The sequence below is a fragment of the Ketobacter sp. genome (genome assembly GCF_003671495.1).
Lineage (GTDB): Bacteria > Pseudomonadota > Gammaproteobacteria > Pseudomonadales > Ketobacteraceae > Ketobacter.
In genome coordinates, this window is the sequence record NZ_RCHN01000045.1 from 161,943 (window position 1) to 180,469 (window position 18,527).

General features: G+C 57.1%; 16 protein-coding genes. 2 read left to right on the forward strand and 14 right to left on the reverse strand.

Translation table 11 applies throughout. The features are described from left to right. Positions 1–26 precede the first annotated feature (26 nt). The gene (locus D9N14_RS21100; RefSeq protein WP_290583523.1) at positions 27–611 is read right to left on the reverse strand and encodes a CinA family protein; all 585 of its coding nucleotides are present in this window, start codon (positions 609–611) and stop codon (positions 27–29) included. A 199-nt stretch (positions 612–810) separates the two neighbouring features. Between D9N14_RS21100 and mutS the strand changes: the two genes are divergently transcribed. Together mutS and fdxA are read left to right on the forward strand one after the other, a co-directional pair. Then, a complete protein-coding gene (gene mutS / locus D9N14_RS21105; RefSeq protein WP_290583524.1) occupies positions 811–3,396 on the forward strand; it encodes a DNA mismatch repair protein MutS in 2,586 nt (861 codons plus the stop codon). A 119-nt stretch (positions 3,397–3,515) separates the two neighbouring features. Next, positions 3,516–3,839: a ferredoxin FdxA gene (gene fdxA, locus D9N14_RS21110; RefSeq protein WP_290583536.1), complete on the forward strand. Its 324-nt coding sequence runs from the start codon at positions 3,516–3,518 to the stop codon at positions 3,837–3,839. Positions 3,840–4,748: 909 nt separating this feature from the next. Here the strand turns inward: fdxA and rpoS are convergent. From rpoS to D9N14_RS21175, 13 genes are all read right to left on the reverse strand, one after another. Continuing rightward, the gene (gene rpoS / locus D9N14_RS21115; protein WP_290583538.1) at positions 4,749–5,747 is read right to left on the reverse strand and encodes an RNA polymerase sigma factor RpoS; all 999 of its coding nucleotides are present in this window, start codon (positions 5,745–5,747) and stop codon (positions 4,749–4,751) included. Between the two features lie 113 nt (positions 5,748–5,860). Beyond that, on the reverse strand, positions 5,861–6,628 hold the full coding sequence (locus D9N14_RS21120; protein ID WP_290583540.1) for a peptidoglycan DD-metalloendopeptidase family protein: 768 nt from the start codon (positions 6,626–6,628) through the stop codon (positions 5,861–5,863). A gap of 170 nt (positions 6,629–6,798) precedes the next feature. Then, entirely contained in the window at positions 6,799–7,755 is a 957-nt protein-coding gene (locus D9N14_RS21125; RefSeq protein WP_290583542.1) for a DUF368 domain-containing protein, read from the reverse strand. Positions 7,756–7,807: 52 nt separating this feature from the next. Beyond that, entirely contained in the window at positions 7,808–8,437 is a 630-nt protein-coding gene (locus D9N14_RS21130) for a protein-L-isoaspartate(D-aspartate) O-methyltransferase (protein WP_290583644.1), read from the reverse strand. Between the two features lie 140 nt (positions 8,438–8,577). Then, positions 8,578–9,606: a tRNA pseudouridine(13) synthase TruD gene (gene truD, locus D9N14_RS21135; RefSeq protein WP_290583544.1), complete on the reverse strand. Its 1,029-nt coding sequence runs from the start codon at positions 9,604–9,606 to the stop codon at positions 8,578–8,580. After that, on the reverse strand, positions 9,603–10,076 hold the full coding sequence (ispF, locus tag D9N14_RS21140; protein WP_317622659.1) for a 2-C-methyl-D-erythritol 2,4-cyclodiphosphate synthase: 474 nt from the start codon (positions 10,074–10,076) through the stop codon (positions 9,603–9,605). Before ispF ends, truD begins: the two co-directional genes overlap by 4 nt. Before the next feature lie 14 nt (positions 10,077–10,090). Then, entirely contained in the window at positions 10,091–10,807 is a 717-nt protein-coding gene (gene ispD / locus D9N14_RS21145) for a 2-C-methyl-D-erythritol 4-phosphate cytidylyltransferase (RefSeq protein ID WP_290583548.1), read from the reverse strand. A gap of 8 nt (positions 10,808–10,815) precedes the next feature. Continuing rightward, entirely contained in the window at positions 10,816–11,133 is a 318-nt protein-coding gene (locus tag D9N14_RS21150; protein ID WP_290583550.1) for an FtsB family cell division protein, read from the reverse strand. 128 nt (positions 11,134–11,261) lie between these two features. Further along, positions 11,262–12,560, reverse strand: a complete 1,299-nt coding sequence (gene eno / locus D9N14_RS21155; RefSeq protein WP_290583552.1) for a phosphopyruvate hydratase — start codon at positions 12,558–12,560, stop codon at positions 11,262–11,264. Positions 12,561–12,600: 40 nt separating this feature from the next. After that, positions 12,601–13,470 (reverse strand): 3-deoxy-8-phosphooctulonate synthase, encoded by an 870-nt coding sequence (gene kdsA, locus D9N14_RS21160; protein ID WP_290583554.1) that lies wholly within the window; start codon positions 13,468–13,470, stop codon positions 12,601–12,603. Positions 13,471–13,490: 20 nt separating this feature from the next. After that, on the reverse strand, positions 13,491–15,134 hold the full coding sequence (locus D9N14_RS21165) for a CTP synthase (RefSeq protein WP_290583556.1): 1,644 nt from the start codon (positions 15,132–15,134) through the stop codon (positions 13,491–13,493). Between the two features lie 77 nt (positions 15,135–15,211). Continuing rightward, on the reverse strand, positions 15,212–16,561 hold the full coding sequence (tilS, locus tag D9N14_RS21170) for a tRNA lysidine(34) synthetase TilS (RefSeq protein WP_290583558.1): 1,350 nt from the start codon (positions 16,559–16,561) through the stop codon (positions 15,212–15,214). 15 nt (positions 16,562–16,576) lie between these two features. Beyond that, on the reverse strand, positions 16,577–18,520 hold the full coding sequence (locus tag D9N14_RS21175) for a GldG family protein (RefSeq protein ID WP_290583560.1): 1,944 nt from the start codon (positions 18,518–18,520) through the stop codon (positions 16,577–16,579). Between the last annotated feature and the right edge of the window lie 7 nt (positions 18,521–18,527).

Here is an 18,527-nt window from a genome sequence, read left to right on the forward strand (position 1 = left end):
ATCAATTACTGTATATTTAAACAGTATTATTCTGAATCATCAAGTAATTGAGTTAATTCTTTTTCTGCAAACCCAGTACCACTCACCGCTCCAGGGTGATCGGCCAACCATTTTCGAATCCTCACCAGCAACCCCTGCAGCGCCAGGGTAACCGCGGCGGCCCGCACGTCTCGCCGGGAACCCGGCAATAATGCCATTGATGAGTCCACCTCACCGGCAATGTCCCAGGCAAACCACACGGTGCCCACCGGCTTTTCCTCGGTGCCGCCATCCGGGCCAGCGATACCGCTGATGGCGACGCTGAAGTCTGCAGCGGATTTTTTCAGGGCACCGCTGGCCATTTCTTCCACCACCTCACGGCTCACAGCCCCACTCCGGTTCAAAGTCCGCAGCTTCACCCCCAGCATCTGCCGTTTGGCATCGTTGCTGTAGGTGACAAAGCTGCGGTCGAACCAGAGGGAGCTGCCCGGCACCTGGGTGATCGCCTGGGCAACCCAGCCTCCTGTGCAGGATTCGGCAGTGACGATTTTCTTGTTCTTATCCGCCAACAGCGCGCCCAGCTGGGTGGCCAGCGCCTCTATCAGCATGATTTGGTCTGAGTACAACAACATAGACGGTTCTTGGTTAACAAAATTGCATGAATTCTACTGGTTTAGCCGGCTCGCGACCACGTTGATTAAGACCTATTTCAGGTAGTTAACCGAACTGACTTCCGCCGCCGGATTTTGCCGCGCGAAATCTTTTAAAGCCAGGCAGACAGGGTACAATGCCTGTCTTTGTCACCAAAATCGGGAACGATCAGAAATCAGCATGTCGGCAGCTCAAGCACAACAAGCAAAACATACTCCCATGATGGAGCAGTACCTGCGAATCAAAGCAGACCACCCTCAGGAACTGGTGTTCTATCGCATGGGGGATTTTTATGAGCTTTTTTATGAGGATGCCCAGAAGGCCGCCGACCTTTTGGATATTACCCTGACACAACGGGGTCAATCTGCCGGCAAACCCATCCCCATGGCCGGGGTACCCTACCACGCCGCAGAGGGCTATCTTGCCCGCCTGGTGAAAATGGGGGTGTCCGTTGCGGTGGCAGAGCAGATCGGCGACCCCGCCGCCAGCAAAGGGCCGGTGGAACGCAAGGTGGTTCGCGTGGTTACTCCCGGCACCGTCAGTGACGAGGCCCTGCTGGACGAACGTTACGATAACCTTCTCTGCGCCATCACCCAGCATATGGATACTTACGGCATTGCTCACCTGGATATCTCCAGTGGGCGTTTTCACGTCTCAGAGGTGGAAGGGGAGCCCGCGTTGCTGGCAGAGTTGTCGCGGCTTGACCCGGCGGAGCTGCTGGTGACGGAAGAATCCCATTTGCACACCCTGGTGGCTGATCGCAGTGGCGTGCGCACCCGGCCGGCGTGGGATTTCGATCAGGAATCCGCCCAACGGGCGCTGGTACAACAATTCCAAACCCAAGACCTTGGCGGCTTTGGCTGCGACAAGATGACCGTCGCCATTGCTGCGGCCGGCTGCCTGCTGCAGTATGCCAAAGAGACCCAACGGGCCGCCCTGCCCCATATTCGTGGCCTGGCGGTGGAAACCCTGAGCGACTGTGTGGTGCTGGACAGCGCCACCCGCCGTAACCTGGAACTGACGGAAAACATTCACGGTGATGACAAGTACACTCTGGCCTGGGTACTGGACAAAACCAAAACCGCCATGGGCGGCAGAATGCTGCGGCGCTGGCTGCACCGCCCCATCCGCGACCGCCGCAAACTGATCCAGCGGCAGGACATCATCGCTGCCCTTTTGGACAACTACCAATACGAGCCCGTGCAATCGGTGCTCAAACAGATCGGCGATATTGAACGGATTCTGGCCCGGGTCGCCCTGCGATCAGCCCGCCCCCGGGATTTGTCCCGACTGCGCGATGCCTTCAATGCGTTACCCGCCCTGCAGGACGCCATCCATTCCATTGAATCCGATGTCATCAGCCCTCTGGCAGAAGAGATCGGCACCTACCCGGAGCTGGCTGAGTTGCTGAACCGGGCCATCATCGAAACGCCCCCTGTCCTGATCCGGGACGGCGGGGTGATCGCCGAGGGTTACGATGGGGAACTGGATGAGCTGCGGGGTATCAGCGAAAACGCCGGGCAATACCTGGTGGATCTTGAGGAAAGGGAACGGGAGCGCACCGGGCTGGCCACCCTGAAAGTCGGTTACAACCGGGTCCACGGCTACTATATCGAAATCAGCAAAGCCCAGGCGAAGCAAGCACCGGAAGAGTACATCCGCCGCCAAACCCTGAAAAACGCTGAGCGCTACATCACCCCGGAGTTGAAGGCTTTCGAGGATAAAGCCCTGAGTGCCAAAAGCCGGGCTCTGGCCAGAGAGAAATCGTTGTTTGACGCCCTGCTGGAACGGTTGAGTGAGCAACTGTTCGAGTTGCAGCAGAGCTTTATGGCGGTGGCGGAACTGGACGTACTGGCCTGTCTGGCGGAGCGGGCGGACACGTTGGCCCTCTCTCGTCCCTTGCTGGTGGAAGAAGCCGGCCTGCAGATCGAATCCGGGCGCCACCCAGTGGTGGAGCAGGTACTCAGTGACGCATTCATTCCCAACGACCTTCGCCTGGACAGCTACCGGCGGATGCTGGTGATCACCGGCCCCAACATGGGCGGTAAATCCACCTTCATGCGCCAGATTGCACTGATTGCCATCCTCGCCCATGTGGGCAGTTTTGTGCCGGCTGAGAGCGCCAAGATCGGCCCTATCGACCGCATCTTCACCCGCATCGGCTCCTCCGATGACCTGGCCAGCGGTCGTTCTACCTTTATGGTGGAGATGACCGAAACAGCAAATATTCTGCACAACGCCACTCGCCAAAGCCTGGTACTGATGGATGAGATCGGCCGTGGCACCAGCACCTTTGATGGTCTGTCCCTGGCTTGGGCCTGTGCCAACCACCTGGCGGTGAAGATCCAGGCTCTGACCCTGTTCGCCACCCACTATTTTGAGCTCACCCAACTGCCTGACCAGGCGCCCAATGTCGTTAACGTGCACCTGGCGGCCAAAGAACAGGGTGACACCATACTGTTCCTGCACAAGGTGATGGAAGGTCCCGCCAACCAAAGCTATGGTTTACAGGTGGCCAAGCTGGCGGGCGTGCCCGCCAACGTCATAAGCAACGCCCGGAAAAAGCTGGCGCAACTGGAACGACAGGAACTGGGCAGCCAGGCGCTGAGTCACCTCAACCAGCCACTGCAATCAGACCTGTTCGCCGAACCTCCCACTCCCCACCCGGTGGTGGATATGTTGGGCAAGCTGGATCCGGATTGCCTCAATGCCCGACAGGCATTGGATCTGGTGTACAAACTGAAGGAAATGACCGAAAAGTCATAACTTCCAACCATTTGTATACCAATGACTTGCCAACAACTCCACCCGGCACGATTACTGTTGCCTGGAGTCGGTATAGGCAGTAGACTCCCCCGCGTAAAAATAGTAGAGGGCATTAATTCATGACATTCGTTGTTACCGATAACTGCATCAAATGCAAATACACGGACTGCGTTGAAGTATGTCCGGTGGACTGCTTCTACGAAGGTCCCAACTTCCTGGTAATCCACCCGGATGAGTGCATTGACTGCGCACTATGCGAGCCGGAATGCCCTGCAAACGCCATTTATTCCGAAGATGAGGTTCCCGCAGACCAGCAGGAGTTCATCGAGCTGAACGCTGAATTGGCCGAAACCTGGCCGAATATCACGGAGAAGAAGGACTCTTTGCCCGATGCGGAAGAATGGGATGGAGTGGAAGGCAAAATCCAATATCTGGAAAAATAAGACAAAAAAGAAGGGCGGTTTTTACACCGCCCCACCTCGCTTGGATATCCATACCCAGGCATCCTGCCTAAACGTCCTTGATGATCATCCTGATCATGTCCCTGAAATCAGCGTCCTGCTGATGTAGTAATAATAAGCCAAACAAACGGATACGCTAGAGCTACAAAATGAAACAGGTGGGACTTGATTGTCCTACAGCGCGCAATTTTCTTATATGGATCAGAGAGTTAGAAAAAGGCCGCCTACCTGAAAGCCGCTTCCTCTGGCAAATAACTACGACTCTCGCACAACAATGTAAGAAATCTCCTACACAGCTGGGAGAATATGTCCTATGATTGGGTTATTGATGAATTCGGAACAAATTCTTTGGACAAAAACAAAGAAGGGCGGTTTAACCGCCCACCTCGCTTCGAATCTTCCCTGATCCAACCCGCCGAACGTCCCTGCTGGCTTTAATCCTTGTACTTTCCCTGACCGACATTCCTTTGCCAAAATCCCTGCGCTTCCATGAACGTGTGCAGCATTCCGTGCGGCATGTCCCTTTTCGGCGTCCTTGCCCAGCAATCCCTAGCCTGCTCGGCTCCGTCCCTGGTGCCATAGTCCAATCCCTTGGGGCTCCTGCCATCTGCTCTTCCTGAGCAGGTCGAACTCCTGTCGACGAGAGCTAGTCTACTCAAGTCCTGGATCTGAACAATTACCCAGCGACTCTATATTCTGAACCGACAAATCACACATCTAATTTTGTTGTTATTTATCAGTAATATACAATCACCCCAGCGCAAAATCTGCACATGTTTTGTACAAGCACCTACATTAATGTAAGACATATCTCACAAAAAAGATCGTCTTTCTCTCACCCATAAAAAACGCGCCCTGAGGCGCGTCATGCATTTCCAGTGGTGAACCCACTCAGCCACCGAAGATTGCTTCGCCCGTAAGGCCTTGCTTCTCCAGCAGATCACGCAGCCGCTTGAGTGCCTCCACCTGAATCTGGCGCACACGCTCACGGGTCAAACCGATTTCCAGGCCAACCTCTTCCAGAGTGCTCATCTCATAGCCCCGCAGGCCAAAGCGACGGGCGATGACCTCACGCTGCTTGGTGGGCAGTTGATCCAACCAGTAATCGATGCTGTAGCGCAGATCTGCATCCTGCAGAAGTTCGGCGGGATCTGAAACGTTGGTATCCGCGATGGTATCCAGAAGGGACTTGTCCGAATCATGGGCCATTGGGGTATCCACAGAGGAAACCCGCTCATTCAGTCCCAGCATGCGCTTGACGTCGTCCAGGGGCTTATCCAGCAGCTCGGCAATTTCCTCCGCACTGGGCTCGTGATCCAGTTTCTGGGTCAGTTCCCGGGCCGCGCGCAGATAGATGTTCAACTCTTTGACCACATGGATAGGCAGACGAATGGTGCGGGTCTGGTTCATGATGGCACGTTCGATGGTTTGCCTGATCCACCAGGTGGCGTAGGTGGAGAAACGGAAGCCACGCTCCGGGTCGAACTTTTCCACTGCGCGGATCAGGCCCAGGTTGCCCTCTTCGATCAGGTCCAGCAGGGACAGCCCACGATTAACGTAGCGGCGCGCGATTTTCACCACCAGGCGCAGGTTACTTTCAATCATGCGCTTGCGGGCATCCTCGTGTCCGCGCAACGCTCGACGGGCGTAGTAAACCTCTTCCTCCGGCGTCAGCAGTGGAGAAAAGCCGATTTCGTTGAGGTAAAGCTGAGTTGCATCCAGGGTCTTCTGCATCCCGGGCTGGGCTACAAAAGAGTCGTCGTCGGCATCGTCGGACCCGCTGCGCTTATCGCGCAGTTCAGCAGCACGCTCTTCGAAAGCGTCCTCCAGATCGGTATCCTCTTCCACGTATTCCAGGTCTAGGTTCTCGTCCCGTTCTGCTTGAATCATTGCTCTTCTTCCCGCGCTATTTAGTTTTTATCACCGCCCACTTGGATGATGCGGCCCCGTTTATAAAAAGACTGCCTGCAAACGGCAGCAAATGTTTACCCACCCTCTCCCACTCAGCGTCTGGGCAAATACGATATCGGGTTGACCGGTTTACCATCACGACGAATTTCAAAGTGCAATTTGTCCCGGTTGGTCCCGGTAGAACCTATTTCGGCAATCTTTTGCCCGGCTTTAGCACTTTCACCTTCTTTCAAAAGCAATCGGCTATTGTGGGCATAGGCACTCAAGTACGAATCGTTGTGCTTGATGATGATGAGATTGCCATAGCCGACCAACCCTGTCCCGCTGTAGACAACCTTGCCATCCGCCGCTGCAAATACAGGTTCCCCTTGCTTGCCGGCCAGGTCGATACCCTTATTGACCCTTCCCTGCAAGGAGAAGGTTTCGATCACGGGTCCGCTTGTTGGCCAGCTCCAGACCATATCTACCTTTTTATGTCTTTGATTTGCAACTTTTTCTTGGACCGGTTTGGTATTGGTTTCGGGTTTCTTATAACGAGTTGTTTGTTCGGAAGTTGATCGCTTCGCGGTGGCGGGTGCGGGTTTAGGTTTGTACGATGCGCCCGCATCCAGGCTGAGAACCTGGCCAGGATATATTCGATAGGGGGCGGAAATGCCGTTTTTCTGAGCCAGCTCCTCGTGATCACGGTTATATCGCCAGGCGATTGAGTACAGCGTTTCTCCTGGTTGAACTGTGTGGGAGCCTTGTAATACGGGGGCTGGAGAGCGATAGACGTTGCGCAGGGGTTCATAGCGGGAGGGGCCGCAGGCACAGAGCAAGAGTGTGAGGCTGATCACAGGTATACAAAATTTAACGGCCATATTCCCACTGAACACCACGTTGCTGAGCGCACCCTCCCCAGTTCAGATCACAAAATCACCTAAATTACTTTAGAATCAAATTTCATAAACCTCTTAGGCTTATTACGACAAAATCTAACTGTTTTTTGAACAACTGCACACCAATTGATCAACAAACATACAAATCTGGACTACGAGCGTTCAGCCCAGGGGCTGGGTTCAGCGCGGCCCAAACGCTCCAGGGCCAGCACCAAGACCACGGCAACCGCCATCAACACCAGGCTGAAAACCAGCTTCGGATCCTGCCCGGTGAGCTCCAGGTATTGATGAGGCAGCAGATTGGCCTGCTCTACCGGTACCGTCTCGCCATGGCTATTGATTCTGGTGCTCAGCGTCTGTTTCCAGGGCCAGACCTTGTTCAGTGAACCCAGCATGAATCCGGTCAAGACGGCCATGGTGACGTTGTGCAGATGATGCAGCAGCCAGGACAGCAGACGGGTAAACAGCAGCAACCCCACCAGACATCCGGTTGCAAAGATCCCCAGGTTGACCAGCTCCAGGGATTTGACGGCACCGATGACGTGGGCATACATCCCCATCAGCAGGAGTATAAAAGAACCGGAGATGCCCGGCAGCACCATGGCACAGATGGCAATACTGCCGGCCACAAACAGGGTGACGGCATTGAGGGGCAACTGCTGTGGCGACACCAGGGTAATCACGAAGGCAATAGCGGCTCCCGCCACCAATGCGACAACGGTGGCGGGCGTCCAACAGGGAATCTGGCGCCCGATGTGAACGGCAGAAATCAGAATCAACCCGAAAAAGAAGGACCACAGTAACTCTGGCTGGGTTTGCAGCAGATGTGAGAGCAATTTGGACAGGGTGAAAACACTGGTGAGAATCCCCAGCATCAGGGTCAACAGGAAATTGCCGTTGAATGATCGCCAAGCGGCCAAAGGACCTTGCTTCACCAAGGTTGTCAGCGTGCCCGGGCCAATGGCGCCGATGCTGTCGATGAGCTTTTCATAGATACCGGTAATGAAGGCCACTGTGCCACCGGACACCCCCGGAACAATATCCGCCGCGCCCATGGCCATGCCTTTTACGTAAATCCAGGCGTAGTCTTTTACCGAAGAACTTGTCATGCGCACAACCACATCATCTGAGAGCGTTGAGGAGGGATGATACTAATGAAAATCAGCGCAAACCGGAACGAAAAGGAACAAATCGCACATCCTCAATAAACTCCCGCTGAAACCCTTCCTCTGTGCGGGTGATACGATAGAGCTTTTGCTCCTGTTCGCCGATGGGGATAACCAGGCGCCCACCGATAGCCAGTTGATCAAGCAGTTCCTGGGGAACATCCGAGGGTGCTGCCGCCGCCAGGATGCCATCAAACGGCGCCTTGTCCTTCAATCCGATACTGCCATCGGCATAGCGAAAAACCACGTTGTGGATCTTCAGGGCTCGAATTCGCTTGCGGGCCTTTTCCTGCAACGCTTTGATACGCTCCAGTGAATACACCTCTTTGGCAAACCGCGACAGGATAGCGGTTTGATAACCGGAGCCTGTGCCAATCTCAAGCACCCGCCCCAGGGAACCCGCCTCCAACAACAGCTCAGTCATATGGGCCACGATGTAGGGTTGGGAGATGGTCTGGCTGTGGCCAATGGGCAGCGCGGTATCTTCATAGGCGCGATGGGCCAGCGCTTCATCCACAAACAGATGCCGGGGCGTACTGCGTATGGCCTCCAGAACCTCATGGTTGCGGATGCCCTGATCCTGCAGGCGTGCAATGAGCCGGTCCCGGGTCCGCTGGGAGGTCATCCCGATGCCGTTCACCCCATTTGCTGCCAGAAAAGAATCGTTCACTCGCTGGTCCTCATCCCGTCATGAAACTAAATTCTTGTTATACAAGTAATTCATTGTAAAAGAAGGTACCGGAAACGGCGAGCTGAATTGGCGTTTTATTTATCCTGGGCGCCGCTGCGATCGTTGAGTTGGACCAGTTCACGCAGCACACTGGTGGCATAGGCGCCTTTGGGGAGCTCGAAACGCAGCATCAGGTCGTCACCATGAGACTCCAGCTGCAGATTACGGGGCAACAGGCGCAATGGCCGCGGCTCGGGCTTGATGTTCGCCTGTTTCAGGAGCTGAGCATGGCTTGACGAAACAGCGGGGCTGTCTGCTCCGGGCAGCCAACCGCCGAGGTGGATGTCACCGCGGTCAAAACGCTGCTGCAAGGTCTCGCTCCAGGCCTCTTCCACAAAATAGCTCTGACTGCCATCCAGCATGATCGGGTCGCCCGCCGTCCAGCGGCACCAATCACCCTGCGCTACCCGTTGCCCAAGGCTGCCGTTGAAATACCAACTGCGGAGCGTAGAGAGCACGCGGCTGCGCAGTGCCCGCTCCTGGGGGAGCTCCCCAGCCTGGGCCCAGTGAAGAGCCTCAGTGACGTTGCCGCCCCCATGACCAAAGCGCTGGGCACCAAAATAGTTGGGCACCCCCTGCTCCCGCACCAGCTGGACCCGCTGCTCCAGGTTGCCGGGAGTCAGATTGCGCAGCCGAATATGAAACCCGTTGGCTTTGTGGGTGCCAATGCGCAGCTTGCGATGATGACGGGCATGCTGCAACAGAGTCATCCCCTCCGCAGACAGCCGCTCAGCATCCGGCTCCGGGTTCACTCCCGGCAGGTGGATGGAGAACCACTGGCTGGTGAGCCCCCGACGATCCTTGAGACCGGAATAACTGACCTGGCGGGGCCGCACACTGAATAGACGGGCGAGGCATTTGACGGTGTAACGCGTATTCTGATCATCGGTCTGCAGTTGCAGAAACAGATGCTCGCCCGCTCCGCTGGGCTCAAAGCCCAGAACCTCCTCCACCACAAAGTCCTCGGGCAGGGTCTTGAAATCACCCTGCATATCCGGCGCGCCATAAGCGTAAGGTGCGCTGTCCAGGCCCTGTGCGGGCAGCCCGGCGTGAAGGACGCTCATGCGGGACCAATCAGGGCAACGGCATGCACCGCAATGCCCTCCTTGCGACCGGTATACCCCAGCTGCTCCGTGGTGGTGGCCTTGACGTTCACGGCCTCCACTCCCACCTGTAGATCCTGGGCAATGTTCGCCCGCATGGAGTCGATGTGGGGTGCCATTTTAGGTGCCTGGGCCACGATGGTGACATCCACGTTTCCAACCTGATAACCGGCCCGTCTTACCTGCGCCACCACGTGCCGCAGCAGCTCCCGGCTGTCTGCCCCTTTGTACTGAGCGTCGGTGTCCGGAAAATGCTTGCCGATGTCCCCCAGGGCAGCGGCTCCCAACAGGGCATCCGCCAGTGCGTGGAGGGCGACGTCGCCATCGGAATGCGCCACAAACCCATGAGAATACGGTATGCGCACCCCACCCAGCATCAGGTGATCACCGGTGCCAAAACGATGGACATCAAAGCCATGGCCAATTCGAATCATAGTGCTACCTATTATGACTGCTGGATGAGTTGCTGCTGGATGTAAAGCTCGGTCAGTGTCAGGTCCTGGGGATGGGTGATTTTGATGTTGTCATAGTGCCCTTCCACCAGCAGGGGTTGATGACCGAGGCGTTCCATGGCAGCGGATTCGTCTGTCACCAGTACCCCATCGGTCAGCGCAGAATCGATGGCACTGCGCAGGGTACCCAGGCGAAACAGTTGCGGCGTGAGCGCATGCCAAAGCTGGTTGCGGTCCACGGTGGCTTCAATCTGGTTGATGCGGTTGGCCCGCTTCATGGTATCCCGCACCGGGTTGGCCAGAATCCCCCCGACTGCGTCGAACTGATCCACCTGTTGCACCAGCTTGCGGACATCATCCGCCCGCACACAGGGTCGTGCCACATCGTGCACCAGCACCCAGTCCCGCTCATCCCCGATCCCGGACAGGTAGCGCAACCCGTTCTGCACGGAATGGCAGCGCTCGTCGCCACCGACGACGGTTTTTATACGGGGGTTCTTCGCGGCAGGCAAACCCTTGAAGTGACGGTCTTCCGCACTGATGACCACCACCACCTGAACGATCTCTGCCAGGGTAAGCAGTCGGTCCAGAGTATTCTCGACCACGGTTTTACCGTTGAGCTGGAGGTATTGCTTGGGCAACGCCGAGCCGAATCGCTTCCCCACACCAGCGGCCGGCACCACGCACCAGATACGATTAGATGTCGTCATTTAGAAAGTTACTGCTGATCGTCGTCAATTATCAGAAAGAAGGTTTCATCTTCCTTCACCATCCCCAATTGGGTACGGGCCCGTTCCTCGACCGCATCCAAACCTTCTTTCAGGTTTTTCACTTCGGCCCGTAACCGTTTATTGCGCTCCGCCGCGAGGTAGTTTTCCTGCTCCTGACGCTCGATTTCCCCTTTCAGGCGCCAGATATCAGCCAAACTGTCCTCACCAATCCATAACCTGAGCTGCAGCACAAAGAAACAGATCACCAACACCCAGAACAATACCCTGGGCAGGGTGAACCAAGTCGATTGGCTGTTTTCGGTCATGGTCAAAGGTCAGGGCTGGCGAAACATGGGGATAAGAATGGAGCTTTACGGGGGATTGGTCAAGCCGCAAAGCCAGGCGCCTGGAGGCGGCGCCGAAGCCAAAGGTCAGCTTCGGCGCGGGACCCGGCTTACTTGAAGGCGCGGAATTCAGACTTGCCCTTATAGGGAGCCTGATCACCGATCACTTCTTCAATACGCAGTAACTGGTTGTACTTGGCAACACGGTCTGAGCGGCACAGGGAGCCGGTTTTGATCTGGCCGGCCGCAGTGGCCACCGCCAGATCGGCAATGGTGGCATCTTCGGTTTCGCCGGAACGGTGGGAAATCACCGCCGTGTAGCCGGCGTCCTTGGCCATCTGGATCGCGTCCAGGGTTTCCGACAGACTGCCGATCTGGTTGAACTTGATCAGAATGCTGTTGGCGATGTCCTTGTCGATGCCTTCCTTGAGGATCTTGGTATTGGTCACGAACAGGTCGTCCCCTACCAACTGAACTTTCTCGCCCAGCTTTTCCGTCAGCACCTTCCAGCCGGCCCAGTCCCCTTCATCCATGCCGTCTTCGATGGAGATGATGGGGTAACGGCTGCACAGGTCAGCCAGGTAATCGGCGAACTCTTCTGAGGTCAGGGATTTGTTGTCACCGGCCAGCACGTATTTGCCATCCTTATAGAATTCTGAGGAGGCACAATCCAACGCCAGGGTCACGTTTTCACCCAGTTTGTAACCGGCTTTTTCCACCGCTTCGGAGATGACTTTCAGGGCTTCTTCATTTGAGGACAGGTTGGGAGCAAAACCGCCTTCGTCACCCACTGCGGTGTTCAGGCCTTTGGCGCTCAGTACCGATTTCAGGGCGTGGAAGATTTCCGCACCACAACGCAGCGCTTCTGCAAAACTGGGCGCCCCCACCGGCTGAATCATGAATTCCTGGATGTCCACGTTGTTATCCGCGTGGGCGCCGCCATTGATGATGTTCATCATGGGCACCGGCATGCTGTAGGGCCCAGCCTTGCCGTCCACGATTTCGCTGATGTGCTGGAACAGGGGCACCTGCTTGTGCACCGCCGCCGCTTTGGCCACAGCCAGGGACACCGCCAGGATGGCATTGGCACCGAACTTGGATTTGTTTTCAGTGCCGTCGGCATCGATCATCAGCTGGTCAATGGCGCGCTGGTCCAGGGCATTTTTGCCTTTCAGCAGGGCCTGGATGTCGTTGTTCACAGCAGCAACGGCTTTCAGAACACCCTTGCCCAGATAGCGGGACTTGTCACCATCGCGCAGCTCCAGTGCCTCGCGGGAACCAGTGGAGGCTCCGGACGGCGCACAAGCGGTACCGGCCGCGCCGGATTCCAGGACAACGTCCGCTTCAACGGTGGGGTTTCCTCGTGAATCCAGCACTTCCCGGGCGCGGATTTGAGCGATCTTAGGCATGGTCAGGATGTCTCCTATTGATAATGTTTAATTTGAAAAATCAGTGGGTGTCCAGTTTGTCGAAACCTTTCACCAATTCGTCCAACGCTTTCACTTGGGCCAGGAAGGGTTCCAGCATTGCCAGTCGCAAAGCACAGGGGCCGTCACACCTGGCCTGTTCCGGTTCCGGGTGAGCCTCCAGGAACAGACCTGCCAGACGCTGGCTCATTCCGGCCAGGGCCAGCTCTGTCACCTGGGCCCGACGCCCGCCAGCCGCTTCTGCCAAACCGCCGGGCATCTGCAGGGAATGAGTAACATCAAAGAACACAGGATTGCCGAATTCTTTCATGATGCCAAAGCCCAGCATGTCCACCACCAGGTTGTTGTAACCAAAACTGGAGCCACGCTCACACAGAATGACCTGGTCGTTGCCGGCCTCTTCACACTTCTTGATGATGTGTTTCATTTCCCGGGGTGCCAGGAACTGGGCTTTCTTGACGTTGATGATGGCGCCGGTTTGCGCCATGGCCACCACCAGATCCGTCTGCCGCGAAAGGAATGCGGGCAACTGGATAATGTCACAGACTTCCGCCACCGGCTGGGCCTGATGCGGCTCGTGCACATCGGTGATGATGGGGACATTAAAGGTGTTTTTGATTTCCTCGAAGATTTTCAGGCCTTCGTCCAGCCCCGGCCCCCGGAAAGAATTCACCGAGGAGCGATTGGCTTTATCGAACGACGCCTTGAATACATAGGGAATGCCTAGCTTCTCGGTGACCTTCACGTAGCTTTCGGCGATCTGCAGCGCCAGATCCCGGGATTCCAGCACATTCATGCCGCCGAACAGCACGAATGGCAGGTCGTTGCCAATGTTGATGCTGGCGCCACCGGGCGCGGTCAGGGCAATGGTTTTCTGGGCTTGTTGACTCATTTGAGTTCCCTCTCGCCGGGCTAGTCTTTGGGGGCCAGTTTGCTGTCATTATGCGCCTTGGCGGCCTTGATGTAACCGGTGAACAATGGATGCCCGTCCCGTGGGGTGGACGTAAATTCCGGGTGGAACTGGCAGGCCACGAACCAGGGATGGTTCGGCACCTCAATCATTTCCACCAGCGATCCGTCCAGGGAGCGGCCCGCCACGCGCAGACCGGCTTTCTCCAAATCCGGAACGTACTTGTTGTTCACTTCATAACGATGACGGTGCCGTTCGAACACCACATCCTTGCCATAGAGTTCACGGGAGCGGCTGCCGTCCACCAGGCGACACTCCTGGGCGCCCAGGCGCATGGTGCCACCCAGGTCGGATTCAGCATCGCGCTGTTGCAGTGAGCCGTCTTCTTCCAGCCACTCGGTGATCAGGCCAACCACCGGAGTGGTGGTGTCTTCCACAAACTCGGTGCTGTGGGCATCGGCCATGCCGGCCATATCACGGGCGTACTCGATCACCGCCAGCTGCATACCCAGACAAATGCCCAGGTAAGGAACGTTGTTTTCACGGGCATAGCGCACCGCTGCGATTTTGCCTTCGGTACCCCGTTTGCCGAAGCCACCGGGCACCAGGATGGCATCGTATTTTTCCAGACAGCCAACCCCATCGCGCTCCAGATCCTCGGAGTCAACGTATTCAATGTTCACTTTGGTACGGGTGCGAATCCCGGCGTGCAGCAACGCTTCGTTCAAGGATTTATAGGCATCGGCCAGATCCGTGTACTTGCCCACCATGGCCAAGGTGATGTCGTGTTGCGGATTCAGTTGCGCATCCACCACCGCGGTCCACTCGCTGAGGTCCGCCGCTTTGCACTCCAGCCCCAGTTTTTCCACCACAAAATCGTCCAGCCCCTGAGCGTGCAGCACCGAGGGGATTTTGTAGATGGTATTGACGTCCATCAGGCCGATGACCGCACGCCGCTCCACGTTGGTGAACAATGCAATCTTGGCCAGGGAGGAGTCGGGGATCTTGTGATCGGAACGGCACAGCAGCACGTCGGGCTGCAGACCAATGGAACGCAGTTCCTTCACCGAGTGCTGGGTGGGTTTGGTTTTGGTCTCGCCGGCGGTGTCGATATAGGGCACCAGGGTAAGGTGGATGAACACCGAGTTGTTGGAACCCAGTTCCACCCGCAGTTGGCGCACGGCCTCCAGGAACGGCTGGGATTCGATGTCGCCCACGGTGCCGCCGATTTCCACCAGCAGCACGTCCACGCCTAAATCATTATTCAGGATACGGTTTTTGATTTCATCGGTGATGTGGGGAATGACCTGCACGGTGGCCCCCAGGTAATCTCCGCGACGCTCCTTCTCGATCACATCCAGGTAGATCCGGCCGGAGGTGAAATTATTCTTTTTGGTCATGGTGTTACGGATGAAGCGCTCGTAGTGACCCAGATCCAGGTCGGTTTCAGCGCCATCCTCGGTAACAAAGACCTCCCCGTGCTGATAGGGGCTCATGGTGCCCGGGTCGACGTTGATATAAGGGTCCAGTTTCATCATGGAGACCTTGAGGCCACGGGCTTCCAAAATAGACGCCAAGGAGGCTGCTGCGATTCCTTTACCCAAGGAAGACACAACACCCCCCGTCACAAAAATGTATTTTGTCATCGACTTACCAGTGAACGGAGAATGGAAAAGGTTGTAATCAGAATGGAGGGCAATTCTACCGGATTAGGTGGGCAGACTCAATCTTGAGCACAGCCGGGGCGCTGCCAGTGGAAGCACACCCGATCTGCTTCGGACACAGGTGTATAGTCTTCGCACACCCACAGGCCAGGCAGCCCGGCGATCCGTCCATCGGCATACAGGATAGGCCACAGGCCCCGCAACCAGGGGGGCACGGCCGCTTCCTGAAACAGGTCTTTGAGGGACTTGCCCGGCCGCCCTGGCAGCTTGAGGCGCTCACCCCCGGCTCGAAATTGAATGCTGAGGGTTTTTCCGCTCAGGGCCTGACGGGAAAAAGGCAGTGGTGACCCCGTTGCCCGCCATTGCCCCCAGGGTAGGGTCACCGTGGTGTCTACCGTCGGCAGGACAATGGGGTCACTGCCCGCCTCCGGTAACGGCTGGCCGAGGCCGTAGAGAACACCCTGGAAGCGGCGCACACTGGCCTGCCCCCAGGTGACCAGGGGCTGAGCGTCTGTGGTTGCCGATGCAACTTCGCTGGCAATGCGCTGCAACACCACTGCGCTGGGCAAGGGGATACCCAGTTCCCGCAACCAGAAGCGCAATAGGTTGTGCTGCCGTGCCGTGCTCAGGGTCTGCAAACGCACCAGTGGCAGGCCGCCATCGGGGCGAGCCCCTCCCAGATCCAGCGCCGCCAGGTCGTCCAGCAGCAGTGCCGACTCGTTGCATAACCGAGCCGAGCGGGCCAGGGTTTGGTTCAGCTCTGCACGCCGGGAGCGCCACAGGGGCAGCAAACGCCGCCGTATAAAATTGCGTTCCAGGGATTCGTCCTGATTGCTGGGGTCCTCGACCCAGTGCAGATGGTGCTCCCGGGCATAGGTTTCCAGCTCGAGCCGGTCCCAGTCCAGCAGCGGGCGCACAATGTGGAAGCCATGGCGACGACTGTGGGCGGTCATGGCACCCAGTCCCAGAGGACCACTGCCACGGGCCAGGCGCTGCAGCAGGGTTTCCACCTGATCATCCCGGTGATGGGCCAACAGCAGGACCTCACTGGGCTGCACCAGCTCGTGGAACACCTGATAGCGGGCCCTGCGGGCCTGTTGTTCCAGACTGGAAGCTGCCCTGTCCACGGTGACATCACGGGTGACGCAGGGAATGGACCATTGCTGGCACAGCGCGACGCACTGATTGCGCCAGCCGGGAGCCTCAGCGTGCAATTGATGATTGACGTGAATGGCCTGCAGGGGCGGCCGCCGGTGAGGCGGAAGCTGGCACCACCAGCGGTACACCAGGTGCAACAGAACGGTGGAATCCAGCCCACCACTGAAGCCCACATGAATGCGGTCAGGCCCTGGACATTCCGCCAGGGCCTGACCGATTAATTGACTGTTCAGAACATTTGCGTTTGGCACATTACCATCAACATGTCAGCCACGACGGCGGCGCAGCCACGCCACCCCGATCAGCAACAGGGTCAATAACAGAGGTACCAGGGCAATATTGATCAGTTTGAGGGTGAAGTCCAGTTGTTCAATGTCCTGATTCAACTGATGCTGGACGTTGCGCAGTTTTTTCCGGATTGACAGCTTCTCCCGTTGGAACTCCAGCAACTGGGCCTCCACTTCAGGGGTAAGGGTAATGCTGTTGGCGTCATCCCCTTGCTGGTTCTGCAATTCCATCAGCTTTTGTTCCACCGCCTGCAACTGGTTCTGCAGATCCTGCTCCACGCTGCGGAAACGTTCCTCCGCCTCCCGTTGCATCTCTTTCACCACGGTGAACGGGCGGAAATAACGCCCCTGTCCGCGGATGCTCACCAGGTCCGGGCTGCCGGAGAGGGTATCCACCGCATTGAAGAAGAAGTCCCCGTTATCGGCAAAGGGCGCGGCCACACTCTGGCCAAAGAACTGCCGGATCTGAACCCAGAGACGGTCCGTCAGGATGTCCGTGTCGGCCACAATCATCACATTGATGGGCTGCTGGGATTGCTGCAGGAACTCCGCCGGCTGATCCGTGGCGGCGGCTGCGTTAGGTTGTGCAGCGCCCTCAGAATCCGTCTCCGATTCATTTTCAGGTGCGTCTTCCCCTTCGCTGACCGGCACGCCATCCGGGAACGCGGACTGCACCGGACCCCGCACGGTGGCCGCCAGCACGTACTCTTCACCGGTGGGTTTAAAGCCGATGGCCAAGCCGCTGGGGTCCTGCATCATGTCCAGCTTGCTGGCCACAATGGGCATGGCGTAGGCGGAGGATTTCATCAGCACGCCTACTTCCGTGGTCCGTTGCTCCAGGGGCTTGATGTAACCGGCACTGGCCATGTGCAACGTTTCCAGCTGACTCACAATCTGGTTATCCCGGGCCAGGTTCTGGTCGGTCAACTGCAGAATACCCAAATGACGAACCGGCTGTCCGCTGGGGCTTCCCACCTGCAATGCCAGCTGGGCATCCCCTACAAACTCCCGGGTGGAAACGTCCACACCCCAGGCGTTGAAGAGCTTGTTCAGATCATCGGAAGCCTTACTGCCAGGTGCCTGGGCCAACTCAGCGTAGGGGTCCACAAAGAAGATGGCATGGCCGCCCCGCAGCACAAACTGGTCAATGGCAAAGAGCGTGGTGTCGGGCAGGTCTTTCGGGTGAATCACCACCAGCAGATCGTAATCCTCCGTGGAGATGTCCTCCTGATCATTGCCGATGGTGCTGACGTCGAACAACTGCCGAATCTGGTCCACGCTGAACCAGGGCTGGGTGGGCTGGCGCATCATCATATTGAAACCGCCTTCCACCTCCAGGCCGGCAATCAGGCCCACCCGGGGTTTGTGCTCCTGGCTCACCTGATAGATCATTTTCGCAATGTCATATTCCAGAAATTCCTGTCGATCCGGTTTGAAGAATGGAATCTGCAAAGTAGGACGCTCGCTCTCTTCCGCGCTGGCGCCCTCCTCCAGCTCGCCGTACTGAGCCACCAGGCCGAAATACACCGTATCGCCGGCGTTGCCGATGGGCGCTGCCTGCAGACCGAAGGCGGCGGCGCGATCCTCATCCTCCGAGAACGGCTCCGGATCAATCACGGTCAGTTTGATGCGCCCCTGGGACGCCAGCTCAAACTCTTCCAGCAGTTCCCGCACCTGCTTGGCGTAGTTGCGCCAGGCCAGGGCATCCTTGGTGGTGGTGGTGGAGAAAAAGAAATACAGATCCAGCGGCTGCTGCAGATCCCTGACAATATTTTTGCTGCCCGTGGACAGGGTGTACAAGCCTCCTTCTGTCAGATCCACCCGGGCACTTTTGAACACCCAATCGGTGAACAGCGTGGAGAACAACATTGCTAACGCCAGCACAACCAGACCGGCACCTGAAAACCATTTGCTTACTCGCATTGTCTCG